The 23316-nt window shown below is 50.5% G+C and carries 37 protein-coding genes; 6 read left to right on the forward strand and 31 right to left on the reverse strand.

Going from position 1 to position 23316, the window contains the following annotated elements:
• Positions 1 to 7 precede the first annotated feature (7 nt).
• The 11 genes from CLC93_RS14030 to lysC form a co-directional block, all read right to left on the reverse strand.
• Positions 8 to 1603 (reverse strand): hypothetical protein, encoded by a 1596-nt coding sequence (locus CLC93_RS14030; RefSeq protein WP_095506614.1) that lies wholly within the window; start codon positions 1601 to 1603, stop codon positions 8 to 10.
• Between the two features lies 1 nt (position 1604).
• Positions 1605 to 2231 carry a phage adaptor protein gene (locus CLC93_RS14035; RefSeq protein WP_095506615.1) on the reverse strand — a complete coding sequence of 209 codons (627 nt, stop codon included), beginning with the start codon at positions 2229 to 2231 and terminating at the stop codon, positions 1605 to 1607.
• Between the two features lie 8 nt (positions 2232 to 2239).
• Entirely contained in the window at positions 2240 to 2674 is a 435-nt protein-coding gene (locus CLC93_RS14040; protein ID WP_095506616.1) for a hypothetical protein, read from the reverse strand.
• A gap of 66 nt (positions 2675 to 2740) precedes the next feature.
• Positions 2741 to 3754, reverse strand: coding sequence for a N4-gp56 family major capsid protein (locus CLC93_RS14045; RefSeq protein ID WP_095506617.1), 1014 nt, complete (start codon positions 3752 to 3754; stop codon positions 2741 to 2743).
• A 15-nt stretch (positions 3755 to 3769) separates the two neighbouring features.
• Positions 3770 to 4663, reverse strand: coding sequence for a hypothetical protein (locus CLC93_RS14050; RefSeq protein WP_095506618.1), 894 nt, complete (start codon positions 4661 to 4663; stop codon positions 3770 to 3772).
• An 87-nt stretch (positions 4664 to 4750) separates the two neighbouring features.
• Positions 4751 to 4930 (reverse strand): hypothetical protein, encoded by a 180-nt coding sequence (locus tag CLC93_RS14055; protein ID WP_095506619.1) that lies wholly within the window; start codon positions 4928 to 4930, stop codon positions 4751 to 4753.
• Between the two features lie 3 nt (positions 4931 to 4933).
• Entirely contained in the window at positions 4934 to 7150 is a 2217-nt protein-coding gene (locus CLC93_RS14060; protein ID WP_095506620.1) for a portal protein, read from the reverse strand.
• Between the two features lie 4 nt (positions 7151 to 7154).
• Positions 7155 to 8654 (reverse strand): TerL, encoded by a 1500-nt coding sequence (locus CLC93_RS14065; RefSeq protein ID WP_095506621.1) that lies wholly within the window; start codon positions 8652 to 8654, stop codon positions 7155 to 7157.
• A gap of 3 nt (positions 8655 to 8657) precedes the next feature.
• A complete protein-coding gene (locus CLC93_RS14070) occupies positions 8658 to 9191 on the reverse strand; it encodes a terminase small subunit (protein ID WP_095506622.1) in 534 nt (177 codons plus the stop codon).
• Complete coding sequence (locus CLC93_RS14075; RefSeq protein ID WP_169903036.1) at positions 9178 to 9432, reverse strand: HP1 family phage holin; 255 nt, start codon at positions 9430 to 9432, stop codon at positions 9178 to 9180. The genes CLC93_RS14070 and CLC93_RS14075 overlap by 14 nt, the downstream gene beginning before the upstream one ends.
• Entirely contained in the window at positions 9429 to 9704 is a 276-nt protein-coding gene (lysC, locus tag CLC93_RS17985) for an Rz1-like lysis system protein LysC (protein ID WP_425439857.1), read from the reverse strand. The genes CLC93_RS14075 and lysC overlap by 4 nt, the downstream gene beginning before the upstream one ends.
• Before the next feature lie 31 nt (positions 9705 to 9735).
• Here lysC and CLC93_RS17990 point away from each other — a divergent pair, with 31 nt between their 5' ends.
• On the forward strand, positions 9736 to 9951 hold the full coding sequence (locus tag CLC93_RS17990; protein ID WP_425439858.1) for a hypothetical protein: 216 nt from the start codon (positions 9736 to 9738) through the stop codon (positions 9949 to 9951).
• 76 nt (positions 9952 to 10027) lie between these two features.
• Here CLC93_RS17990 and CLC93_RS14085 read toward each other — a convergent pair whose 3' ends face one another.
• The 19 genes from CLC93_RS14085 to CLC93_RS14175 all read right to left on the reverse strand — a co-directional run bounded on the left by CLC93_RS14085 (position 10028) and on the right by CLC93_RS14175 (position 18846).
• The gene (locus tag CLC93_RS14085) at positions 10028 to 10513 is read right to left on the reverse strand and encodes a lysozyme (RefSeq protein WP_095506625.1); all 486 of its coding nucleotides are present in this window, start codon (positions 10511 to 10513) and stop codon (positions 10028 to 10030) included.
• Between the two features lie 516 nt (positions 10514 to 11029).
• Positions 11030 to 11647: a hypothetical protein gene (locus CLC93_RS14090; RefSeq protein WP_211286878.1), complete on the reverse strand. Its 618-nt coding sequence runs from the start codon at positions 11645 to 11647 to the stop codon at positions 11030 to 11032.
• On the reverse strand, positions 11644 to 12024 hold the full coding sequence (locus CLC93_RS14095; protein WP_095506626.1) for a hypothetical protein: 381 nt from the start codon (positions 12022 to 12024) through the stop codon (positions 11644 to 11646). The genes CLC93_RS14090 and CLC93_RS14095 overlap by 4 nt, the downstream gene beginning before the upstream one ends.
• Positions 12025 to 12036: 12 nt before the next feature.
• Positions 12037 to 12849 (reverse strand): adenine nucleotide alpha hydrolase family protein, encoded by an 813-nt coding sequence (locus CLC93_RS14100; RefSeq protein ID WP_095506627.1) that lies wholly within the window; start codon positions 12847 to 12849, stop codon positions 12037 to 12039.
• A gap of 82 nt (positions 12850 to 12931) precedes the next feature.
• Positions 12932 to 13234 carry a Y16D family protein gene (locus CLC93_RS14105; RefSeq protein WP_141237402.1) on the reverse strand — a complete coding sequence of 101 codons (303 nt, stop codon included), beginning with the start codon at positions 13232 to 13234 and terminating at the stop codon, positions 12932 to 12934.
• Entirely contained in the window at positions 13234 to 13443 is a 210-nt protein-coding gene (locus CLC93_RS14110; RefSeq protein ID WP_095506629.1) for a hypothetical protein, read from the reverse strand. The genes CLC93_RS14105 and CLC93_RS14110 overlap by 1 nt, the downstream gene beginning before the upstream one ends.
• A 10-nt stretch (positions 13444 to 13453) precedes the next feature.
• Positions 13454 to 13747 (reverse strand): hypothetical protein, encoded by a 294-nt coding sequence (locus CLC93_RS14115; RefSeq protein WP_095506630.1) that lies wholly within the window; start codon positions 13745 to 13747, stop codon positions 13454 to 13456.
• A gap of 172 nt (positions 13748 to 13919) precedes the next feature.
• On the reverse strand, positions 13920 to 14309 hold the full coding sequence (locus CLC93_RS14120) for a hypothetical protein (RefSeq protein WP_095506631.1): 390 nt from the start codon (positions 14307 to 14309) through the stop codon (positions 13920 to 13922).
• Positions 14310 to 14311: 2 nt separating this feature from the next.
• Positions 14312 to 14542: a hypothetical protein gene (locus tag CLC93_RS14125; RefSeq protein ID WP_095506632.1), complete on the reverse strand. Its 231-nt coding sequence runs from the start codon at positions 14540 to 14542 to the stop codon at positions 14312 to 14314.
• 3 nt (positions 14543 to 14545) lie between these two features.
• Complete coding sequence (locus tag CLC93_RS14130) at positions 14546 to 14767, reverse strand: hypothetical protein (protein ID WP_095506633.1); 222 nt, start codon at positions 14765 to 14767, stop codon at positions 14546 to 14548.
• The gene (locus CLC93_RS14135; protein ID WP_095506634.1) at positions 14760 to 14954 is read right to left on the reverse strand and encodes a hypothetical protein; all 195 of its coding nucleotides are present in this window, start codon (positions 14952 to 14954) and stop codon (positions 14760 to 14762) included. Before CLC93_RS14135 ends, CLC93_RS14130 begins: the two co-directional genes overlap by 8 nt.
• Positions 14944 to 15348 (reverse strand): hypothetical protein, encoded by a 405-nt coding sequence (locus CLC93_RS14140; protein WP_095506635.1) that lies wholly within the window; start codon positions 15346 to 15348, stop codon positions 14944 to 14946. The genes CLC93_RS14135 and CLC93_RS14140 overlap by 11 nt, the downstream gene beginning before the upstream one ends.
• A complete protein-coding gene (locus CLC93_RS14145; RefSeq protein WP_095506636.1) occupies positions 15326 to 15985 on the reverse strand; it encodes a hypothetical protein in 660 nt (219 codons plus the stop codon). Before CLC93_RS14145 ends, CLC93_RS14140 begins: the two co-directional genes overlap by 23 nt.
• A gap of 3 nt (positions 15986 to 15988) precedes the next feature.
• On the reverse strand, positions 15989 to 16564 hold the full coding sequence (locus CLC93_RS14150; RefSeq protein WP_095506637.1) for a hypothetical protein: 576 nt from the start codon (positions 16562 to 16564) through the stop codon (positions 15989 to 15991).
• Complete coding sequence (locus CLC93_RS14155; protein WP_095506638.1) at positions 16561 to 16971, reverse strand: VRR-NUC domain-containing protein; 411 nt, start codon at positions 16969 to 16971, stop codon at positions 16561 to 16563. Before CLC93_RS14155 ends, CLC93_RS14150 begins: the two co-directional genes overlap by 4 nt.
• Entirely contained in the window at positions 16968 to 17540 is a 573-nt protein-coding gene (locus CLC93_RS14160; protein WP_095506639.1) for a replication protein P, read from the reverse strand. Before CLC93_RS14160 ends, CLC93_RS14155 begins: the two co-directional genes overlap by 4 nt.
• Positions 17533 to 18411 (reverse strand): hypothetical protein, encoded by an 879-nt coding sequence (locus CLC93_RS14165; RefSeq protein ID WP_095506640.1) that lies wholly within the window; start codon positions 18409 to 18411, stop codon positions 17533 to 17535. The genes CLC93_RS14160 and CLC93_RS14165 overlap by 8 nt, the downstream gene beginning before the upstream one ends.
• A gap of 2 nt (positions 18412 to 18413) precedes the next feature.
• Complete coding sequence (locus tag CLC93_RS14170) at positions 18414 to 18602, reverse strand: hypothetical protein (RefSeq protein ID WP_095506641.1); 189 nt, start codon at positions 18600 to 18602, stop codon at positions 18414 to 18416.
• Entirely contained in the window at positions 18595 to 18846 is a 252-nt protein-coding gene (locus CLC93_RS14175) for a hypothetical protein (protein WP_095506642.1), read from the reverse strand. Before CLC93_RS14175 ends, CLC93_RS14170 begins: the two co-directional genes overlap by 8 nt.
• 578 nt (positions 18847 to 19424) lie before the next feature.
• Here CLC93_RS14175 and CLC93_RS14180 point away from each other — a divergent pair.
• Positions 19425 to 19961, forward strand: coding sequence for a hypothetical protein (locus tag CLC93_RS14180; RefSeq protein ID WP_095506643.1), 537 nt, complete (start codon positions 19425 to 19427; stop codon positions 19959 to 19961).
• On the opposite strand, the gene CLC93_RS14185 is transcribed toward CLC93_RS14180, so the two are convergent.
• Positions 19951 to 20367, reverse strand: coding sequence for a hypothetical protein (locus tag CLC93_RS14185; RefSeq protein ID WP_095506644.1), 417 nt, complete (start codon positions 20365 to 20367; stop codon positions 19951 to 19953). The two genes, CLC93_RS14180 and CLC93_RS14185, sit on opposite strands and share 11 nt — an antisense overlap.
• Positions 20368 to 20582: 215 nt before the next feature.
• On the opposite strand from CLC93_RS14185, the gene CLC93_RS14190 reads away from it, so the two are divergent.
• The 4 genes from CLC93_RS14190 to CLC93_RS14205 are packed head-to-tail and all read left to right on the forward strand — an operon-like array spanning position 20583 to position 23214.
• Positions 20583 to 21764, forward strand: a complete 1182-nt coding sequence (locus CLC93_RS14190) for a PD-(D/E)XK nuclease-like domain-containing protein (protein ID WP_169903039.1) — start codon at positions 20583 to 20585, stop codon at positions 21762 to 21764.
• Between the two features lie 9 nt (positions 21765 to 21773).
• Positions 21774 to 22673: a phage recombination protein Bet gene (gene bet, locus CLC93_RS14195; RefSeq protein ID WP_095506646.1), complete on the forward strand. Its 900-nt coding sequence runs from the start codon at positions 21774 to 21776 to the stop codon at positions 22671 to 22673.
• Between the two features lie 47 nt (positions 22674 to 22720).
• On the forward strand, positions 22721 to 22903 hold the full coding sequence (locus CLC93_RS17995; protein ID WP_095506647.1) for a helix-turn-helix transcriptional regulator: 183 nt from the start codon (positions 22721 to 22723) through the stop codon (positions 22901 to 22903).
• 2 nt (positions 22904 to 22905) lie between these two features.
• Positions 22906 to 23214, forward strand: a complete 309-nt coding sequence (locus CLC93_RS14205) for a hypothetical protein (RefSeq protein ID WP_095506648.1) — start codon at positions 22906 to 22908, stop codon at positions 23212 to 23214.
• Positions 23215 to 23316: the final 102 nt, after the last annotated feature.

Genomic DNA, 23316 nt, shown 5'->3' on the forward strand with positions numbered 1-23316 from the left:
TTGCTCCTTAGCGCCTACGTCCAAGAACTTTGGTGTGTAAGTGGAGTTTGGAAAATACGTGCGGCGGCATGCGCTTGCTGCTCATGGCCAGCTGAACCGCCACGCTGCAGCCAACGCCTTCGGGGTACAAATCCGCTCGAGCGCTCGAACGGCTCGCCCAATGCGCCTGGTCCCAATGCGCGACGTCCCAAAGCGCACCAGAGCCAAAGACCAATTGCTGTGGTGGTGCATCGGGGTTGTCTTCGTCAAAGTACAAGCGCGACTGCAGTTGCACTTCGATCACTTCGTCTAATTCCACAACTAACTTGTGCCAGCGCTTTTTAATTTCAGGACTGCCAAAGTCCATCAGGTTGGTGCGCAATACACTGGGGTACTCGGTACCGTCAAAGCTGAAAGACTTATCCAGTTGATACAGATAGCCGTCGTTGCCACCAGCAAATAACAGCTCTTCGCCGCTTAGGCTTTCACCAGAGGCGGTGCAAGCGAACGCGGTGCGATAGTTGAGTTTGAAGTAATGCGGTTGACCGTCCGCCATGAAGGTAACGCAGAGCGCGGTACCGTCATCGAAAAAGAGGCGATATTGGTTTTTGGCCTTAACGACCATCGAGCAAGTGATTTGCTCAATCTTGTTCACCAACAGGGATTCGACCGCTTGGCTAATCAGTGCCTGGTCAAAGTCACCGAACTCTTGAATGCGGTGCAATTGGGTCAGACCGCGATCATCGACAAACACCGAATCGCTAATCGTTTGCACAGTACCGGAGCGCATACCGATGCGCGTGCTTAAGCTCTTCAGCTGAAAGTCGGCATCACTGGTGCCATAAAGCACGTAGGTACGATTCTTACAGCCAATCGCGCAAGTGTTATCCGGTTGCACTGCCATCGCCGTGATCTCGTCACCGACAGCGATTTCACCACCACCGTTGTTGGCAGTGAAGTCAGTCGGCTCACCAACCGCTGAGTACACAAACGAACCGCCACGATAGCCGAGTAACAACACTTGGCTAGGCAGCGCTTCAATGGTGATTGGCGCATCCGGGGAAATGGGGCCGGCGATTTGGGTAAAGGTGGTGCCATCAAATGAGAAGGCGGGATTCTTACCATCGACGCCATAGATTTTCACGGCATCGGCGTTGCCCTTAAAGTTCATCAGGCGGGTTTCGAGTTGACCGCCAGCGTTTAGCGTTGGGGTCACTATTACTTGCCAGCCAGTTGCGGTGGCTTTATATAACTTCGCCTCAGCGCCACCGACTTCGTTGCGCATCGCAAACACTTCGCCTTGATACAGGAACGCGCCGATCACCGGGCCTTCGCCTGGCACTGGTTGAATCAAAGCGCGTTGCGCATCCATAGCAGCATCTAACGCCGCCAGTGCAGTCTCGTTATCGGGGAATGGGTAATCCGGCAGATCACCAATCTGAATCGTGGTGGGCGAGCTGCGTCCGTCAAAGCGCTCAAAGCCTAATACGCGGCGATAGCGCCCAAGCGGGTCTATCTCGATGTTGGTTAGCTGGCGACACATGCCCGGCGGTACATCGCTATCGGCCATGGCGAGGTTTAAGCCGCCATACAAGCGAACCGGCGCGTTACTGTATCGACGCATGCTAAACCCTTACCGAAGGCAGCTGGTCGATGCACAGCTGATTGTAGAGGTCGCCAAAGCGCATGCTCGCCTTGGTATAAAGGTCATCGTCACTTTCATACAGCGCGTAATACATCAGCGCCTTGTAAACGATGCAGTCGTGATACTGAGCAGGGACCAGGCTGCGATGATGATCCCGAACTAGGTTGTTGTAGATACGCTGGTAGCTTATCTGCAAGTCATAGGCTTGATCGGGCGTTGGGTAGAGGTAGATACGGTTATTCGGTGCAATCACCGCGACCGTTGGCATACCGGTTTCGTCTTGGCGACCGTCAAACTCGGCATCCCACTCTTCCCATTCGAGTAAGCGCAAGTTGCGAACAATCTTGAGCTTGTTGAATTTGGTTGGGGTACTGATACCAAGCTCACCGGCTCGGTATTCCCACTGGTTCACAATTAGTGAACTTGAATCACGGCGCCACAAAAAGCGCCAATCATCCTGAGCTTGTTGGATTTCACGGTTGGCTTGCTGAACCCAGTTCACCAACCGCTCGTTAATCCCGCTTTGGTTTTCAGTAGTCAGTAACTGCGACTGCCCGGACAAACCTGATTCCAGTCGCAGCAGGGCGACCATTTCTAAAAACGTCATGGCGAGCCCTAGTCAATGAATGCAATCGGTTCGAAAGGCCAGCGTTGAACCTTCGACTCTTTCAGGATGTTTTGTTGAGTGACTGGATCTTTCACTGTTTTGTAGCGCTTCTGGATGGCGTTCCGCAGAATGTCATAAACGCCATAAGGCACCGTAACTTCTTCGTCCTTTTTAATTTGGTAAGGCACACTGTTGAAGATGACCTGAATGTAATTCAAGCCTTCGTCGTTATCTGAGAAAACTCGAAGAGTGACTTTACTCGGTTGTTTCTTACCGGCCTTTGGAGCGGCAGTTGGATTGGCCGTTGCTTCGAATAGAGCCGGTTCTTGCTCTTCAAGAAACGCGATAACGTCTTTGCGGTCTTGACCTTTCAAATCAACGCCGTGTGTCTCAGCTGCGTATTTCACAAGCTGGGCAGTCGAAGTTTTTTTGGTTATTGCCATGGGGTTGTCTCCAATTGGGCATAAAAAAGGCTCCCAAAAAAGGGAGCCTTAGATAGCGGGGTTAGGTTATGAAGGATCGACCTCGGCACCCACCTCGACACGGACCATCCACGCATCGTTGAGGATCTTGGCGACATACCAAGTCTTCCAACCAACGGAACCGTTTTGGCCCAACTCGTCGCCATGCTCAGGCTTACCAGGCTGGCGAACCATCGGCTTGATCGCGCCACCGGCTTGCTTAGAGCCTTTCAGCGGGATACAGCCAAACGCGTTCTGCGCCAGGAACAACACCGGATACACATCCGAGCTAGTGCCACCAGTCGAAATAGCGGTGTCACCGTGCGCGGCACCGGCATCAATCCAAGGGTCAAACAGCGGTGAAGACACATAACGCACATCTTCTACGCTGCCCAACTCTTCCATGCAGATAGGCTTACGAGAGCCGTACTCTGCAACAGGGGTGAAGTTCGGCATCTTACGAATGCTCGCTTCAATGTCGGTGTGACACACAGCCACATACGCCGCTTCCACCGGAGTGGTCGAGTAGTTCACGCTGCCAGATAAGATGCTGGTGATCTTCTTGGCGCGTCCCGCCTTCAGGGTGCGAACCGCTAGACGCTGCTCGCGAATGGTTAACGGGGCAACCACTTGGTTACGTGCGCTTACGCCATTGGCGTAAATCACGTTGGTACCACCGATAAGCTCACCGAAGGTGATCATTTCGACAGTTTCCGCCGCTTGCTCACCGGCCATCATCGACATATCAGAACCCACTGGGTCTTCATGCAGATCGTTAACCTTGTCGCTCAGCGGCATCCAAGCACCATGCTGCTGCAAGGTGGCTTCTACATCGTCGTAACGAAAATCGGTACTAGATGGACGCACACCTTCAGTCAGCGGAGTAAGCGCTGGTGGTAGCGGGATTGGGCGACGAAACTTAATAACTTCGCCTTTGTTGCGGGGCATAGGCTTGTTCAAGCCCATTTTGGATAACACGATGATAGGTTCAGCGTGCTCCAACATTTTCTTTTCGGCATAGGCGCCTAAACGCGCACCAAGATCGCCGTAAGTATTAGCCATAACAGACTCCTAGAGTTAGCTAGTGATTTGGTTGAAGTAATCAATCGGATCAACGTCGTCATCAGCGACTTGCGCACGCGCTCCGCCTTTGCGGGGCAACTCGGCATGCTGAGACAACTTGGTTTGTTGCGATTGTTGTGAGGCTTGAGCGGGTGGCTTCTGGTCCGAAGATTGGAAGCTGCTCGACGCCTTATAGAGATCGAGAGCGCCACTGACTTCGCTGGCGAGTTTGGAGTTCGCCGCCTTTTGCACGAATTCCGGCTGCTGTGATAACCAGTTCCCAAAAGCGGGGTCGCTTTGGAATGTGGCTGCGTCCGGGTGACGTTGCAGTAAAGCTTGAACTTCCGACTGCTCGCGCTGCGCTTGCTCCTGGGCAAGTCGCTGCTGCTCTATCGGGCTTAATCGTTCGTCTATGTACTGGGCAATTTCGGGAAAGTCCTCACGCAACTGAGCCGCCAAGTCGCCTTGATCCGGGTCAGTGTTGTTAGGGTCATCCTCGGGTTTGCCTTCGCCAGAACCGGCGTTCGGCTGCTGTGCTTGCTGCAGTTGCTTTTCAAGCTCGCTCACCTTGCGGGAGTAACCAGAAACGCGGCCTGCATTGGCCTGCACATCGTTGTGAAGCTGCTGGTTCTGTTGTGCCAAAGCGTTAAAGGCTTCGCGTTGTGCGTCAGTCGCGCCAGCCCAAATGTCTTCCTCACCAGGAGGGTCGTTTGGGGTGTCGTCGTCCGATGCCTTTGGCTCGTCTTTATTGCCCGGCTGATCCAACTCATTAACGTCATCCTCGGTACTGCTAGGGTCTTTCGAGCCTGCGTTTTCCTCGGTTAATTCGTTAAATGCGTTGATTGCATCCTCTTCCGTTTCCACGGTCGGGGCTGCGCTTGATTGCTGTTGTGCTTGGTCTTTACTCATGGTGTGCCTCTTTGCAGTCCATAAAAAAACCCGCTCAACAGCGGGTATAAAAAAACCGCCAAAAGGCGGTCGGTATTTGAGGGGCGATTAGTCGTCTGCCAGTTCAGGCGTGCTCGGGTAATCGTCCAGAATGTGTTTAATCTGCGCTATCTGTCCGCGGATCTCGGCGGCGTCGATGGGGTCGCGCATTTCGGCTAAGTCTTCTAGCAACTCCTGACGCTCTCGCTCAAGGCGCTTAGCGACTTTGCTCCAAGTGAGAAGGCTCATGACTTACTCCAAGCCGTAGTTAGCGGTTTGACCGGCATTTTGCTTAATGCGTACTTCGGCCATGAATTTATCCCACTCCAACTGATTGCGAGTTCGGATCTTCTCAAGCTCAGTGAGTAGCTTCTCGGTATTGATTTGCTTCGCCTGGGCCAGCTTCATCACTTCGATGCGCTCGGCAGACTCGTTAGCTTGCATGCTAGCGGCAATCTCTTGCTGTTTGGTTTGCGCAGAGAGGTGCAATTCAGACATATCCATTTGATGCTTCTGTTGCGCTAACTCCTTCTCAAACGCCATCTTCGCTTGTTGACCTTGCTGGCGCATCTGCTCAACCACAATCGCCGGGTCGCTCGGTTGGCCAGCGCTCTCTTCCTGTTGCTTGTGATAAGCCTTGAGCTCGTCTTCGGTAGGAATAATCGACTTCGGCAACTGCTGAGTCTTCGCCCATTCGCGTAGGATCTCAGTAGCTTTTAGCGCCAGCACTGGCCTAAAGACTTCGCTATTGCCAGCGGTGTTAATGAAATTGGTCATCGCTTGCGCCACTTGCTCTTTAATCAGTAAAGCGCTGGTGCCGCGTGCTTGGATCTGGAAATCGCCTTTAATTTCGTTATCGTCGCTGTGTTCCATGTTGAAGTGGTAGAAGTCGCTGATTAGCGGCGTGGTGATATGATCATCCCAATACTTCACCTGTTCACGGCGAACGGTATTAGCGGCGTTCATTAGCATGCTCATGCCGCCCAAGGTTTGACTGGCCGGGCCTTGCTCGCCTTGTTGCAGCATTGGCACGCCAGAAACTTCGTCAAACAGCACGCGAGCGACTTGGTAAACGCTGGATAGGTCAGCGATGTGGTTGTTGAACTCAAACGCGCTCATGGCTTGCTTAATGTCCTGAACGTTGCCGTTGAGCTCCCACAGTTTCTTGGGTCGCAACTTCCAGTCTTCGCCCGAACGCGGCTTCACGCGGTCCTTACGAATACCCAATTGCGGACCGGAGGTAATGGCACCGTTATCCACCATCATGCGCCAGAAGGCGTTGATAATGCTTTGCTCGTCGCGTACTGAACGCGGGATACCATAACCAAAAATACACGCATCATCCGGCTCCCAGCAAAACACGCGATAAGGCATCGCTTGGCTGTATTCCATCAGCGAGAGTTTGGCGCCTAGAACAATGCCACCGCAGTAGAACACCACGGCATCAATCTCGTCCTGGTAATCCTCATGCTCTTCGTCCATCGGCTCAATCACTTCGAGCTCTTCAAGCACTTCGCGAGCAATCGGACCGTGATACTCCCACGTTTCAAAGCGGGTATCGTTTAAGGTGTCACTCAAACCGGCTAAGGTGCGAATGTCATCCATGTAGGTGGAGCGATGCTGTGTTTGCTGCGCTGTCATGGCCAGCAGCTTCTTTACGCGGTCCCGATCAAAGCCTCGACGGCGCGGTAAGTTGCGGACTTGCTTGCGCGAAAGAAAACGGCGCTCGAATACGAACTCAGCTTCTTCAATCGTGCTGGCAGACATATCCGGAAAGAAATCCCAAGGGCGTACCACTTCGCAGCCCGGAACAAAGCTGTGCTTGAGCACTTGCTGAAAACCTTCAGGCGTATTGAGGTAAACCTTGTCAGTCTTGCCCAGTACCACCGGACCTTTAACCACACCACTACCAACCACACAGGCATCATGAATGATGCGGCGTGATTTGGCGTTGTAGCGAGTTTCGACCAACTGGTCATCAATCTTTTGTCGCATCTTGTCGCACGCTTCATCGACCATAGCCTGCTTGCGCTTGGCGACTTGTGAGCGGGAAACGATATTGCCTTGCTGGTCTTTAAACTGAAAATCGCCTTCACGGAACGGGGTTTCTTCGTCTTCCACCATTGCCGCTAAATCAGGATCGGGCGTAGGGTCGATGCCCCAGTTCTTATCGTCATTGGGAAACAGCAAATCAATCAATTGCGCCTTACCGGCGTTGGTCTTGGCTTTAGTGAGCTTGATGAATGCCTGGCAACCGTCGTTCTCTTTGATGGCTTTCAGCGTTTCGGGATCGTAAATGCCGTTGTAGTTGCGCAAGTCTTCTACCATGCGCATTTCCACAAGGTTGCGGTCTGTCATGGTGTCAGAAAGTTTTAGCTCCAAGTCCATCGCAAGCGCATCGACCTTAGATTTCGGGTCGTACTCATGTTCGTAATTCTTACGATAAGTGTTCTTCGGGCTGTCACTCATGGGGTTAATATCCTGCTAGTGAGTCGGCGGTTTGGGTCGGTGGCTGTCCACCGTAAAACTCGTCGGTCGCCGCGTAGTTCACTTCGCCCTGAGCCCCTTGGCACAGGTACTGAAGCGCATCATGCGGGTGAGAAAACTTGTTCTTGTCGGCAATGCTGGTGTAGCGAGCATCACCGGCTACTTGAATGCGTCGCAGCTGATAGCCACCGTTGAAGCCTTTGCGCAATACGGAGCATTGTGGCGAGAGCACAAAGTTCGCATCATCGCGTTCGGCATTGTTCAAGAAGTAGCGCACTGACTCCCAGCGATTCTCGGGTTTGTTCGAGGTGGTGCCATACGCCAAAATGCCGTATTCGGTGTTTAAGATCTCAATCGGGCTATTCTCGTCGGTGTCCGACTTACCGAGCCCTGACGGATCGCAATACGCTTCCCAGCACGCCTTGGGCATGTTGGGGTAATCTTTTTTGAGGATTGGGATCAACTCGTCCAAGAAGGTCCGAATCCCCATGTTTTCGGAAATGAACTCACGAATGACGCGCAACTGACCGTTCGGGGTCAATTGGCCCAGGATACAAGCCGGGGTGCGTCCGAAGTCAAAACCCATCAGCAACTTGCCGTGCTTGGGTAGCGGCAGCTGATTGAATTTCGATACGTGCAGCACATCGTTCCACTGACCGCGATAAATCGGTAGACCGTCCGCCACGGTGCCATATTGATTGGCGAGGTTAACGCGAATCCAGTCATCGGCTTTCGATTCGACTTGGCGAATGTAATAGCCATCAGGCAAGTTATTCAGGTTCTCAGCGTCAGGGTTTGGTACCCATTCGCTATAGCGGTTCTTGCCTTCACCGCGAACGTGCTCAATCACACCGCCGGGCTGTCGTAAGAAGTGCCAACCTTCAGGCTTAATCTTCTCGGCTAACTCATAAAGCCAGTGATCATCATCCGGCGCGTTGTAATCGCCAATCATGCCGTGCCAGCTTGGACCGCCATCCATTGCACTCGGGTATCGACCGTGGCGACCGTCGCACATATCGACAATTGGCTTTGCCAGCTCCTTGACTTCGTTAAGCCAAAAGCCGGTGGTTTGTATCCCGCGCAGCTTCTTCACGCTGTCGGGTCTGTCGAGCGCCATAAACACCAGTTCCGATTGAACGGTGGTACCATCCGGCAAATCAAAGTTCAGGCTGTGCGTCGGTGGAAAGTCCATGTTGAACTTGCCCAGTTGCACATCGGCGTTATGGTAGAGCTCCTGCCAGTCCTTGATGGTCGTGCCTTTCAAGTCCGGGTAGGTGTTACGAACCGCAATCCAGCGACTCTTGCGAATGCCGGTAGCGTTTGGCGCCTGTTCACACATTTGATTGAACACGCGCATGCAGCTGCCGTAAGTCTTGCCTGAGCCAAGCGGACCCATCAGCATCGTGACTGGTTCGCGCCCAAGCATGTACTCTTCCAACACTTCGCCCTGGGCAATAATGTCGAAACGATATTTCTGTTGAGCCATGCGCTAGCTCTTTGGTTTGTTGCCGCGCCCCATCAAGTTGATTTCCACCAACGGGCGCTTGATGTTCAGGTCGATCTTGTCGGTAAACATCTTGAGGTTCTTGCCCAGCAGCTCGAGCGCATGCAACTTAGAGCTGGTGCGATAATCGTGCTCGATATACATGCCTTCTTCATCCACTCGGGTTTTAATTCCCGACAGTGCCGCAGCGACTTCAGCCGGTAATTCGTCCGGGCGCTTTAACAGTCCGTTGTCGTGGTAGAGCTCGCGCATATCAAAGAAGGCGATTTTGGCCAGCTCCTGAACCACGCGATCGGCAGTGACGGTGTACTTAGTACACAGCCGCTCCATGTGCCAAGCGATTGCCGCTTTGATTTTGTCGTTCTTAAGCAGCTGCGAGCCCTTCACTTTGGGATGCTTGTATTCCGCTTCTTCAGCCGCGTGGGTAGCGCAGTGTTTCTTGTCTGCGATGTAGGCAAGCACGAACTTGCGCTGTTGGCCGGTGTATCCCGACCAATCGAATTCATCAGCTTTGGCCATCGGATGCGGCTTGCTTCAATTCGCGCTCTTTAATCTCCATCGTCAGTAAGTGTTCACGCTTATGGCGACGGTCTTTGAGCACTTGATAAATAAAGTTCACAACAAAGGTCAGTACCCCGAGCACTATCCCGCAGTAAACGGCAAAATCGTGAACGGAAAAAACGCCACCAGTAATGGTACCGGCGGACGCTGAATAGCTAAGGGCGGCTAGAGTTTTCGAGGTACTAAGATGCTCTGTCATGGTTGGGTTACTCCGCTTCTCCAATCCCTGAGCTGTTGAATATCGCTCTGGCATTGCTTCAAGGTTTTAAGTAAGGCCAGTGTGTATTCGGTCAGCTCGGCATTGGTGTTGCCAGTAAAGCGGGGTATCGGGCAACTGGGTATGAGCGATTCGGGTGGTGGCTCTAGCTGCACTTTGGTCACTGTCACCGTTCGAGTGATCGGCTCCGTGCTGCAGCAGCCGCTTAATATCGTTAGGCACAGGACTATCAGCCCAGCGTTTAACTTGTTCATTCTCAGCCCTTAGCGCATCGAGCGCGGTCAGTTGCTGTTGATAGGCGGCACCAATCGCCGCTTTGGCTTGTTCGTTGCGTTGATTGAGCAGGACCAGGCGTTGATATTCGGCCTTAAGGCGTTGCTTTTCGGCTTCCTGGTTGCGAACGGTTTGGGTGAGTGCATCGAGATCGCTTTGCAGGACTTGTTGCGCCAGTACCGCGTGATCGCGCTCCGCCTTGTAGCGTTCGGCCTTGAGATAGAGTGAGCCCATGAACAAACCCATCACGACCGCCACGATAAGCACCGCGCCAATCAATAGCGTTTGGCCATTACCCAATAACCTAAGCATTGCTCAGTACCCCGCGCAGACAGTAGCGGCGTTCTTGTTCGCGCCGAGAGACTAGGCCCGGCAGCTTAACGCCGTTCGCCCAAACCCAGCGACGCAACTCATTGCAGGCTTTCAGTCGATGCCCTTGCATCAGATAAGCGCGAAGCGTGGAGCGCTCGAACGCGCCTGGGCCAACGTTGTAGATGAAACTCAAATAGGCGATGTGCTCGCCTCGGGTTAAATGCAGTGGCGCGGTGAGCTTAAGCAGTGCGTCGTTGTGGCGGCTTAAGTCTTTGGCCAGCTTCTCTAAGCATTCGGCTTCCGTGAATACCTGACCTTCTTTCAGTTTTGGGCTGGTGTGACCGTAACAAGCCGTCATGATCCCGGCAGGGTCAACATAAGTGGTGAGCATCACGCCTTCCTTTTCAGCGATGAACGCGCCAGCGAAGGCGACCGCAGCGGTGAACCCCAGCGCGGTAAGAGCTTTTGCTAATTTCATAAAGTCCCCAGAAAAAGAAAACCCGCAGCCAAATTGGTGCGGGTATCAAAGGGTGGTTGTGTACGGATTCACATCAGACGATGCTTCAACAGTGGGAACGACCCACCATTAAGAAATTAATAAACTTATTTTTGTGATTTGTGAAGCGTTCGAGCCAAATCAAAAAAAATAGTTGAAGGGCCGGCGCTGAAAAATAAATGAGCGAGAAGTTAATGAATTCTAACCTCTCGCTTTAACATTCCACTTTTGCGCATGCTTACTGCACCAAGGATTCGATTCCATTCCATCGCTTTTCTCGCTTCAGTTAACGCTCAACGAAGGTTAACCGCTGTTTCACTGATTGGTTTTGAGTATTCAGTGAGGGTTCAGTGAGGGCTCAGTGAATACTCATATCTCAAAGGCGAGTTGCGTGGATATGCGATCTCGCTCTTCATCGTAAAGTAAAGCGGAAGCTGAGTTAACAGACTCTATACGCTCTACGAGAATCTGAGTTCGGGTTTCTTTTGAGTGCGGCTGTTAGGTACCTTTCCAAGCTTTGTCGATCCCGATATTTCGAGCCACATTGGTACTGTCCGCGCTGGCAAGTGGTAGTTGAGAGAAAATTCGTCCGTTTAACATACGAAGTCCGTGAAGTTTGGCGATTGGATAGCCGTTCGCATCAACTACATGACGAATAACATCCTTAAGCCTAGCTACGCATTTCTTCGGGTATTTAACGTCGTACTCTCCACAACTCCCGATAGCCACACGATCAAACTCTTCGCACAATCGAATAAATCGCTCGTCTGATTCATTCATGTGCCAAACGGGAACGCCGCATGCTCCATGAGGCCACAAACTAATTAGTTCATCGTTCTCGACTTCGCCACCACCTATAACGTCAGGGATAATGGCAAAATCAAAGCGTGGGTGATTCTTCCAATGTTCAACGAAATCATAATAACCAGTCCAATTGATTTCCCCGCCTTGTTTCCACTTAGTAAAGGCTCCATTATCGAATGCAAAGCTCTGACAAATCTCACTAGCTAACCCTAATTGGTCTGGTCGCGCATAGCTGACAAACGCATGACGTCCATGCCATGCTTTGATTGCGCAAGTATCAGGTGTTATAGGGCCGCCGTGATAATGGATCATGGAGTCCTCTTGTACTGCTTGCGGGTGATTTCGTCCTCAATTTCCTCAAACTTAGTTTGCAGAAGAGATATGCACTCTCTGACTTTTAGTAATGCGTCCATATCGCTTTTAGCTTTCTTTTTAATATGCTCGACTAACCGTACCAATACCTTTGACTCACTTTTCATCGCCTCGTCTAGTTCACGCCTCAACCTTAAAATCAGCGCTTGCTCTGCCGTTTTTTCCTGAAGCTCGGCAATTTGTCGGCAAGCCTGCTTGATCACGCTATCTTCGGCTCTAAAAACCGATTGGCGTATACCGTCAGGATCTACCCAAGGCTTTAAGTCGATATGGAACTGATTGGGCAAGCCTGCTACTTTTGGTTTGTTTGAGTTCATCGCAGCCCCCTTCTAGGTGAAGCACATTCCAGTGTCACAAAATTGGATCAAGTCGAGTTGAGTACCGCGCCCATCATCCACAAAGGTTTGTACGCCCAAAGGATCGGCTGAACGATTAACCCGGTATTGTGGCCACTTAGCTATCAGGTTCTTCTCAAACTCCACCGCCTTTGCAAACTCTTCAGGGTGATTGGCTTGCATATCTGCCCAGTCGTTATTGTGTCGGTTTGGACACATCCAACAATGCGAGCGCGGTGGCGTAGGCAAGCCAGCGTCTTCAACAATCTGAATACACATTTGCCTGGTGAGCATCATTTCAACTAGCGGGTAGACGCGATTCCATTTACCACCAGTGACTTTAACGCGCTGAGCCTCGTCGATAGTGATACCCAGCCACACTTCCACGCCGCGCTTGGTCGCGTACTTTTCACCGTATAGCTTGTTGATGTGTCTCTGAAACGGTTCAGTTTTCCACTTTCCTGAGCAAAAGCCTGGCATCTTGCTTATCTCGCCAGTGTCGTCGTTCACAATGAAGAATGGTGGCAACACTCTCTCGTCATCGTTTTTGGTTGTTAGGTCGTGCTCGGTGTACTCACTTTTTTTGATGATATGGTATTCAATACCCATCGCTTCGCACAGTGGCAGAATGTGTTCGCGCTGATAATCAAAGACGTTCGACATTTCACGTTCAGTATCGACCATCACGATCAGATCTGGTTTTGGCAACTTGCCTTGCGAGATTAAAACGATCATCGCGTTTGATTGTGTGCCACCGCCACTGGATAAAACGTTAATCCGGTCCGGGTTGTATCGCTTAAAGGTCATTACGTTGGTTCTCCCCGTAGCAATGATAAAGGATTCATCGGCCCCTGGTAACAGCTTGCATCGAGACTGATTGAAACTTGGGTTAATACAGTCCTTCGGAATACAGCTCGTCGCCACTGCCGCCGTTGCGCTTCAGGTCAAACGGTTGGCCATTGGATTTCACTAACTCCATCGCTTGCTTACGGTCGTAGAATTGACCGAACTGATCGATGAAGCCTTGTTCCTCGCCGTAGCTTTGGCGCAGTTTCTTCCAGGGGATGCGAGTATGCGACTCGATCCATTTGATTTGTTCGTGCATCGGTTGGCTGTAATGACGCGGCCCTAGTACCACGAACGTTCCCACGCGCACAGCTGCACACACGATTTTGCGAGTAACTTCACTCACTAGATCACCTCCGCTTTTCGCAGCTCAATCAAATCATCAGCGGTATAGCCACTGGCCTGCAGCGCGGTTAGCTCCTTAACGCTTAATCGGGTTGATTTCTCAAATGGCGTGAACGTGCCGACCATCGAGCCAATCAAGCAGCCGTCCGGGTTGTAGACTTGGTTATCTCGGACTTCAAAAACCATCTGTTGTGTTCTTTGGTTTTGCATGGTGGATTCCTTATCGAAGGGCATCAGCGATTTGATCGATGAGCTGATGGATTTCGTGGCATTCTTCATTGGTGCGTGCGGGGTAATGATTTAGCGCAGCGACCAAATTGGGTGTTGGCGCGTCTTGATCCGCCTTGGGGTTTGCTACCAGCTCTACGCCAAGAAACATTGCCACCTCTTCAAGATGCTTCTTAACGCTCACTACCGAGCTAAACGAATCTGCTATGCGTTCAAAGCTTGGGAGGACCGGCGCTTTCGCTGAGATTTGGGTTTTTGGTGCATTAACTTGTTCTGGGTAATCCATGGTTAGCTCCTAAAGTGGATTGGGGTTAGTCGGGTATAGGCTTCGGTGATTGTCATTGCTGACACTTGCCAGTCATTCCTTAGCCATACGCTAAGGCGATTAGGTTGTAGGTGGTAATAGACGCGACACAGACCGTCACTTAAGTAGTGCGTTGCGCCTTTAGGCGGTTTGCTTATGCTGGTTCGCATGGACTGTCCTCCGTCATGTTGTAAAAGCGCAGGGTATTGCGGAACTCCCGGCTCCATGGCCAGTTATCCAGAATTAGCGCTTCTAGCTCCGCTTCATTGAGTACCGCCGAATCACCAATCACTGACGCATCGGTTAGTTGATCGATGATGCGTTGATAGTCGGCTTCGTGGTTTTGAGGCAGTGGGAAATTCCAGCCGCGTTCTTCAGGCTGAAAGTCATCGTCGTTATCGAGTTGGTAAATCATCATTGCGCAGTATTCGCGGATCTTGAGCTGACGCCTTTCGTTCGCCTTTAGATACAAAGCGCGGTGTCGCCGTTGAGCCGTGCGAACGTTGCGCAAGATGACGTTAATTTCGACCTTTACGCCGTTCATGGTTAAGCCTTTCGAGCTCGTTGGCGGTTCGCCTGCACTTCTTCTGAATCAACCAGCGCCTTATTGGCCCAGGCGGACGTTGATACTCGTATCCAAAGCGATTCGGGTATTCCTTTACCGGCCATGTAGTGAGCATGCAGTTCCCTTAGCATTTCGGTTTGCGTTTCTAAGGCTCGCGCTAGGCGATCGAGCAAGTGCGGATCAGCTTTGGTTCGCATACGTAAAAAGCTCATGACTTATTCCTTAGAGAACGGATTGCGAATGTAGTAATCGAGGGTGTTCAGGCGCTCTAGTCCCATCAGGATTAACGTGGGTAGCCAGAAGGCGGTGATCCAAATAAGACTCTTGAGCTGAAACACTCGCGACTCAAAGCGCTCGAGCCAAAAGATATACATCACCGCCACCGGGGCGCTTAGCGCATACAAGTAAAGCCAGTACCAAAAACTAAGATCAGCCATGGAGCACCTTCCTCATGTTTTGTTTGATTAGTTGGATTTTCATCGCCTGGACCCAAGCGGTTGTGCGAATGAGCAGCGTGCGCAGTTCGCGGTCGTCTTGACTGTGGCTATTGCGCAAGCGTTCGGCCTGCAGCTTCAAGTCATCCACTAGCAGACTGTCCAGCTCGAGCAGTTGTTTACTGATCATCGGTTTGCTCCCGAAACTCGACTGGGCGAGGAAAGTAGAAAGCGAACGGCTGAACCAGTTCGTGATAGCCTTCACACTCGTACAGTTCGGGCTCGTACAGGTGCAAAAAGTGCTTCTTGTCGAAGGCGTACAGTTCAATCGCATCTTCATGGCCAATGGATAGCAGCTGACGACCATCAACCACATTGCAGCCCACTTCCTCACAGACCAAGGCAAGCGCCCAACGCATCACGAAGTTGCGCTGACCTACGACCAACTGACTCCAATCAATGCCTTCCGATTCCAGTTTGTCGTTTGGGATGCGGACCGTGTGGGTATGCGCCAGCTTGTGCTCACCAAAGTATTTGGCGGCTTGAGCGCTACCTAATGGCTTAGTGCTTTGCTGTGCTTCCATAGTGATATTCTCCTGCTGAGACTGGTAATAACTTGGGATCGACGGCTTGAAAGTCCACGATGAACACCAAGCGTTTGTCGTCGTTTTCGTATCTGAAGTTTTTGAGCTGGATTTTGCAGAAGACTTTGTCCTGCATGGTGTAGGTGAGTTCGCCGTTTTCAGCGCTTTCTAGGTGCGCCCACTCGTTGAGTAGCTTTTCATCAAGTTTCAGTTCGGGGTCACAGGAGCCGTTGTAGATATACCCCAAGAGCTCAAAGTTATCGCTGTATTGTTCTTCAAACAGCATGGCAGCTTCGACAGGGTTACTTACCTTTGGCAACGGCTCAGATAGTTCGTCGATAAAGGTTTCGCAGTGACCAACGAAGTCAAAACCAAATTCGGTATCGCCTTCTCCCTCGTCATCACAACCAAGAATGCCCATGCCGAACTCGATGCCGTTATCCATATCCATCGACAGGCCAGCGCCAATCAGCTCCGGGATCGCGGTCAGTTGCTGAACTATTTGCGTCTGAATCGCTTGGACCAGATCGGGCAAGCGGATATATATCGGGTTTTCCGCCTTCTCATTGGTGATTACCAGGCAGCACTTGGGGTCGCTTAGGTCGATGATCACTGGTTCTTTTTTAGGATCAGTCATAACTCATTCCCAATTCAGTTCGTTAAGTAAGGTGCGAGCGAAGCTTTGCGCTTTGCTGAGGTGATCAAGCAGCTCGTTGCCGAGTCGCTGATAGTGCGGGTAGCAGTTCCTAAGGAATTTGGCGTGCGGGTATTTGCGCCCGAGCTCGTTGGCGAATCGACGCGCCAAGCGCTTGGTGGTGAATTGCATCTGGCCGGAGCCACCGCAATCGTTACATAGGCGGATTGTTCCGTAGCGGCGAGAAATGCGTTCGCCGGTACCACGGCACTTAGGACATTTGGTGGTGCCAACGTGCTCAGCTAACAACACAATGGCTAATGCTTTTGCTTTGTCTTCGGTAAACCCACGCTGGATTAAGGTGCCAGTGATACTTACCTTCAACTTGGCTTCAGATATAGGGCAGTTGGCTATCCGAACGGCGAGCATGTAACAGCCAATCGGACAGTTCGCTTCTAGCTGGGAGATGATGCCCAGGGCATCTTCCCTTTCAAAGCGAATCACTGAGCGACCGCCACCACTGTGCCAGTTTGCGGTTTTGAGCGCAGGAGTGGTGAATAGGCGTTCAAGAGTTATGTTCACTTCGCCACCTTCTCAAACTGACCTTGCAAGTAGGCAAGAATGACCGTTTTAGCTTCGTCCCAGCCGTAGCAAACCGCAGTGGCGTAATTGACGGTACTCATGCGAGTAAGCCAATCGCGCTGCAATTTAGTTGGTGCTTTGCCGTGAGGTTTTGGCGCTTTCATTTCGATGTACAGACCGTGTAAGCCATGCGCCGGTAGTGACAAAAACAAATCGGACACACCGGCTTTCACACCCTCCGCTTTCATTCGTGCGGCTTCGCGCTTGTTGCGAAAACCACCGTTCGGCACGGCGAATAGGTAATCAAATAGTCGGGTATTGCCAAACTCAGGGAAATACCTCCCAAGCGGTTGATTCTTGGACCAGGACACTAGACTGGTCTGATGCTGTTGTTCGAGGCGTTTCATTTGGCTCTCCGCAGCTGCTCGCGCAACTTTGCGCAATCGGCAGACACTCGTTCTGGTTTGGCTCGGCGCGATTCGTTTGGTGCCTGGGCCGGCGTTGGAACTTCATCATCAAAGTTGGCACCATCGCGAATGGCTTTCACCACTTCGTCATAGCGCTTATTGAATCGCGCTATTGAGTCGCGTTCGTTGGTGTGGGTTAACGCGAAATGACCAACTCGTTGACCGGCGACATACACAGCGGCATGACTCCATTTGTGATCGGCTGGCCAGCGACCGTGGCGGCAAAACTCCTTGAATGCGTTTTCCCGCGAAGGCAAGCCAACGTCTTCTGGTTGCGGTTTGCACAGTTCAACAAACTCGGCAGGGTTCACGGTCCAAGGTTGCAAGCCTGCGCGGTCTTTAAAGCGAGCGATGCCACGGCGAAATTGCTCTGGCGTTATCCCGGCTTCTTCCAGTACGTTGGCAAATTCGTAAATCACGGTTTCGGTCTGCTCACCAAAACGACTGGCGAAATCGCGGGTATACATCAACATCGCCGGGATCAACGCGCTAGCCACCAGCTCAACCATTGTCGCGGCCTCGTCTTGCGTCTGCTGCGACTTGCTCTGCGACGTTGAGCGCTGATTGGGTGTTTGATTTGCGTTGTCCATGACTAACTCCGTTGTTGTTCGGGGTTGAGCTTTGGCCGGTCGGTGTATTCATCGCACGGTCTTGCGCCTTCGATAGCCAGTTATTGACGAATCGCAGCATCCCCCCAGCTGTTTTCCGTTTGGTAGGGTTGGCGTAGAGCCATGCAGCGATTTTGTTTATCTCTGTTCGGCAGTCCACGGCAGGATAAAAAGAACTCACTTCTTGAAGGTGAGTTGCGGTGAACTTAAAGGTCTGATTGTTTCGATTCGTGTGAAGCTCGATGATCACTTCTTCTTCAATAGGATTTGGCAGAGTTTGTTCAGGCGAAGGTTTGGGGCTGGAGCTGAAACTTGTTTCGGCTCCGGGCATGTTGTCTTTCCCTTCCTTTCCTTTCCCTTCCTTTCCCTTCCTTTCCTTTCCTAAAGGTACCGATACCGTAGCGGTGTAGTCGTCATACAGTCCTGATACAAACTTTTTGATTTCACTAGCTTTCTTCTTATTGATGACCTGATTGGCCTCGAAGTTAGTGATATGCCCAATAATGCGGTGTCGTCCGTCTTGAAGATGGTCGCCTGTGAACAGTGCTATGTAGCCTATTTCGGACAGCTCCCGTAGCAGTACGGTAATGTTGTTGGATAACTCCCGTATCGGGAATACAAAGCTCTCTACCAGCTTAGGGTTAGCGTTGAAATAACCTTCATCATCAGCGAAGTTCAGCAAGCCTATCGCTAACAGCTGCGCTTCAGCTGAGACATACGCGAGAGGTTCGCTAGACCAAAATTCAGGCTTGATGGTTCGGATACGTGGCATAACTAACGCGCTCTGTTGATAAACTCGAAATCGTCGCGGCAATCCACGTCACAAAAGCAACGGTCGCCGGTCAGGCTGTCGCAATAGTGGCAACGACCGGTGTTAATCAGACGTTCGTTATTGCGATTTTCTATTTGGTGAGCAATGCGCATTTCTTGTAGCTCATTCGCTTGATCGATTACATCAGCCATGTCTATTCTCCGGTTGGGTGGGGTCTATCAGAAAGAGCTGCACTTCGTTGTCACACTTGAGTGCAGAGAGGATTTTTTTCGCCACTTCAAAGTGGCAGCGCTTGGTTTCGCCTTTTGCGATTCGGATTAACGTTGAGTACGGAAGGTTGTGTTTTTTAGAGAAATTCTTAAGCAGGCCCGTGTATTGGTGCATGCCCTTTAATGCGGTAATCATCACCTGGTAAGGCTGTTGATTGATGCTCATTGCTCAGCTCCCTGTCGATACTTAAAAGTAACAATAGACAGCATTAAGAAATGATCAAGTACGCAGATTTCTGCGTAAGAACGCTTTGGGTTTCGGTTTTTGCGCAATTTTCTGAGTTTTTAGGCTGAATTCTGATAATTTGTGTTTCAGCTCTAATTTTTTAATCGCCGAATGGAATATGCTTGCCAGCAATCATTTCGAAAAGTTATAAAAAATGCTGCATATTTGTAACTTAGCGGCAAAAAAGTGACAAGAGTGGCAACTGCCGTTGCTGGGGCGACTCCGCGCCACTAATCTTTGGAGACTGATGGTTCCTATACTTCTTACAACAATTTTGTTGTATGCGTATACTATCAAGACCTGCGCCTTACGCTCAGAGCAGTAGGAGTAAACTGAACGATAGACAGAGGCCAGTAGTTTAGAAATGATGCAGAGGGAATTGTGAAGGAAAAGGTAAATAATAGCGGTCGAGAAAAGAGGATTAATAAAATTATAATAAGAGTGGAACGCTGCTATTAAAAATAATGTTTATTGTAAATTAAAAATAAAAACAATAATAAACGGAATAGGTGAAGATTATGTCTGACGCTAAAGCAAGTTTTGTAACGAGACTTGTATTTAAAAATAAAGAGAAAGATGAGAGTGGCGACACTTCCATTGAACTCTTAAATGAGGACGCTTCAATAGAAGCGGTACTTGCTGAAAACATAAAACATTTCCTTGTTCTGCATCAGCTGAACGCTACCACATTCTCGGTGAAAGCTAATGCACATGGGCATAAGATAAATCGACTTGTCTTAGGCCGGATACTTAAGCAGCAATCGAACCCCACGCTATCCACAATAGAAACAATATTAAAGACAATTCAGCTTTACCGCCCAAATACCAATATGGCTCACCTTCTCACTAGGAATCACTTCCTGCAAAATAAAGGAGTGGATACAGAGAACTATCAACGTCTAACTAAAGCTAATTTCAAAGAAAGGTTGCGGGACGTATTAGTTTCCATGATGGAGATGGGTTGGATAGAGATAGAAAGTGAAGAAAGATTTAATATGATTGTCGATTACACAACTCATGAGTTTAAGAAAAATACTGACGTAATCATTGATTAGAAGCATCGCCTCTATCCTGGTCATGACTGTCTTTAAGTTCCGTGAATTTTAGGAGCTTTGCTCGCGCCTCTCTTAGTCGAACCGCTTTTGCCTGGCAATCAGGCATCCGATGTATCGCCCCATATTCATGTAGCATCTTATCAGCGCGTCTTAACCGTAATAGTTCGTGGTGCTCAATACCGCGTTCCTCGCTAAGCTCAAACAGCTCGCGAAGCTCTTCATATTCTGCCACGCGGCTATCAAACCTTTGCTGAATCGACTTAAAGTATTCCTCTCGGTCTTTCAGCGATTCTCCGGATTTCCATGCGACCCAGTATTGCAGGCTCATAGTGATCATAACCAAACAACAAGCAATCACCGCCGTGGCAAGATCGCGCAACGACACGCCAAATTCCGCAAATTCCATTTCAACCCTCTCCCAGCTGGCGTGCAGCTTTGGTCCCAATGTGACTAATTATTAACCATTTTTTAATCATGAGCGACATTTTAGAATACACTAAATAACAAAACGGAATATCAAATCCATAGTTATAACTAATCGTTATAGATGTTAATTGGATGCTCAAAAAGCAATCATCTAAGCTTTATAGGTTACTTAAAAGTATCCAAGAGGCAAAAGCAGTGACTAATGTGTATCGAGCGGTATTTGAACCCCTAAAGAAAGCGCCCAGTAATGTGATCACTATCTCCTATTCCAGCATAGAGGCTAACGGCCAGTCTGATGCCCAGCAAAAGGCTAGAGCTCTTTTGACTCGAGAAGGTGTTAACCCTGCTCACTACAAGAAAGTAAAGATCACTCAGCAGCGCTCGTTAGAGCTTGACGCTAACCCTCTAACTGAAGAACCAGACAATGCTAAGTCAGCTGGCACAGGGAACGTGCCTACAGCTGAACCAGCAGAAGAACCTACCCAAGAAGACCTAATTCAAGCCGAGATAGCCACGCTGAATGAACGCCTAGCGAAACTAGGCCCAGGTGAAAGCTTTTACATCGACGGTTTGAATGACGAGGTGTATCACGGCTGCGATGGCGTTTCCTGCTCCAAGCTCAAACTCTTTATCGACTGTCAGGCGAAATACAAAGCCAAATACATCGACGGTCTGATCCCGCCACCGGAAAAAGCTTACTTCGATTTTGGCAAAGCCGTTCATGCGCTCTTACTTGAGCCGCATCGCATGGACACTGATTTTGTGCTGCAGCCTGAAACTATCAAAGTTCGTCGAGGTAAAGCTTGGGATGAATTCAAAGCCGAAGCGGATGCGAATTTTCAAATCGTTTTAAACCAGAAGCAATGGGATGACCTGAAACTGGTTTGCCGCTCGATAGAGTCATGCGAACAGGCGCAGGCAATGGTTAGCGGTGGCGTTGCCGAACGCAGCTACTTCAAGCGTGATGCTGAGACAGATCTGATTGTTAAGGTGCGCCCTGACTACCAAAACGAAGGGCTGCTGATTGATGTGAAAACGTCAGACAGCGCCAACCCACGCTTTGTAAAACCGAAGTTCAAAAAGCTGGGCTACCACATTCAAGACGCCATGTATCTCGATGTTAGCGGGGCTGAAGAGTTCGCCTTTCTAGTTATTGAATCTAGTGCGCCATTCGTTATCACTCCCCGCGTTGAAATGGAAAATCCAGTTCGCCGTTTGGGTTATCTCAAATACCGCAAAGCGATGCGTGAATTAGCCTGGGCGCTGACGGTTGACGACTGGGCTACTTACACCGATCCCGCTGAGTGTGTGGTGATTGGCCTTACTGAGTACGAAGAGCGCGAGCTTGCGGCTTTAGAAAGCCAAATAGCCGCGTAGGAGGTTGTTATGTCTGCCGCACAAAATAATAAAGTTGTGAGCCTATGGAAAGACGAACCGGCGAACCAGCCGCTTGTCAGTCGTGGGCTAGACGAATCGGGCTGGAATGCTCTGTGTACGTCAATATTTCCCGGCGCTTCCCACGACAGCATTTTGCTCGCTGTGGATTACTGCCGCGCCCGAGAAATGGACATTATGATGAAGCCGGTCCACATCGTCCCGATGTATATCAAGGACGCGCAAACCAACCAGAAAGGCTATCGCGATGTGATTATGCCCGGTGTTGGAATGTACCGGATTCAAGCTGCCCGTTCGGGCGACTATGCCGGTGCGGATCAACCGCAGTTCGGTCCAACCATCACCGAAGAGTTCACCGACAAGCAAGGCAAGCCGGTAACGGTGAGTTATCCCGAGTGGGCTTGTTACACCGTCTACAAACTTGTTGGTGGTAGTCGCGTACCGTTTAGCGCGACTGAGTTCTGGCGCGAGAACTACGCGACCATGGGCGCTACCAATTGCCCTAACGCCATGTGGCAAAAGCGACCAGCAGGTCAGCTACTCAAATGCGCAGAATCGCAAGCGCTTCGCCGTGCCTGGCCCGAGATTGGTCAACAGCCGACCTATGAAGAAATGGAAGGCAAGACCTACCACGAAGAGAAAGAAATCAATCCAGCACCTAAGACCAAGCTTGATGAAGTTGTGGCGGACGCTAACGAAGCGGCGAACGTCGAGAACGAGCAATCGGTGATGGATCTTGCTTTTCGAATTTCCGAAAGCGAAAGCCAAAAAGAACTGGCCAACGTGGGCCTTGAAATTAAGAAGCTCAAAGAAGCTGGCAAGCTCTCAGCAGCCGATTTAACCAAATTACAAAAGGCTTACCAAAGCCGTCTTATAACCATGAAGGGCTAGGGGAAGGCTGGGAGCCGTGCGCGTTTTCAATCAAGAGGTATTAGTTCATGAATATTCGACTGCTCACCCGCAAAGAAGTGGCTTACCACGTTGGAGTGTCATCAACGACGATCAGTAATTGGGTCAAGTTAGGCATTTTACCAAAACCCGTTACACGCACTGGAATGCGCCCACGCTACAGCGAAAAGCACATAAAAGCCGCTGTTAAGTATCTTAAACAGGAGCATTAGCCATGTTTATTACTCACCCAAAAGGCGAATCGACAAACATACGCCACACCCTAAATCTCAGTGTCGTGACCGGGATTTATCTAGATGAAAATCGCCCTAAAACCATCCAGTTTTTCTACCACAAAGACGAGTCGATCGAATGGTATCTGGATAACGCCGACGAAGCCAAGGCAGTATTTGAAGCCATTAATGCGCTGATTAAGCCGATAGATATTTCTTCGCTGGTGGGCGGCGCCAAAGATCTCAAACCGTACAGCCTTGAAAAGGAATTCGACCATGAAACCCATTCTGACCTTGCAAGACGCACATAGACAACTAGGGATTAGCCGCACGACATTTTGGCGGTTACGCAAAAAAGGGGTAATCCCAGACCCAATTCAAACTGGGCTCTACAAAGGAATGTACCAGGCAGC

The organism is Paraferrimonas sedimenticola, assembly GCF_002282855.1.
In the GTDB taxonomy this organism is placed as follows: Bacteria; Pseudomonadota; Gammaproteobacteria; order Enterobacterales; family Shewanellaceae; genus Paraferrimonas; species Paraferrimonas sedimenticola.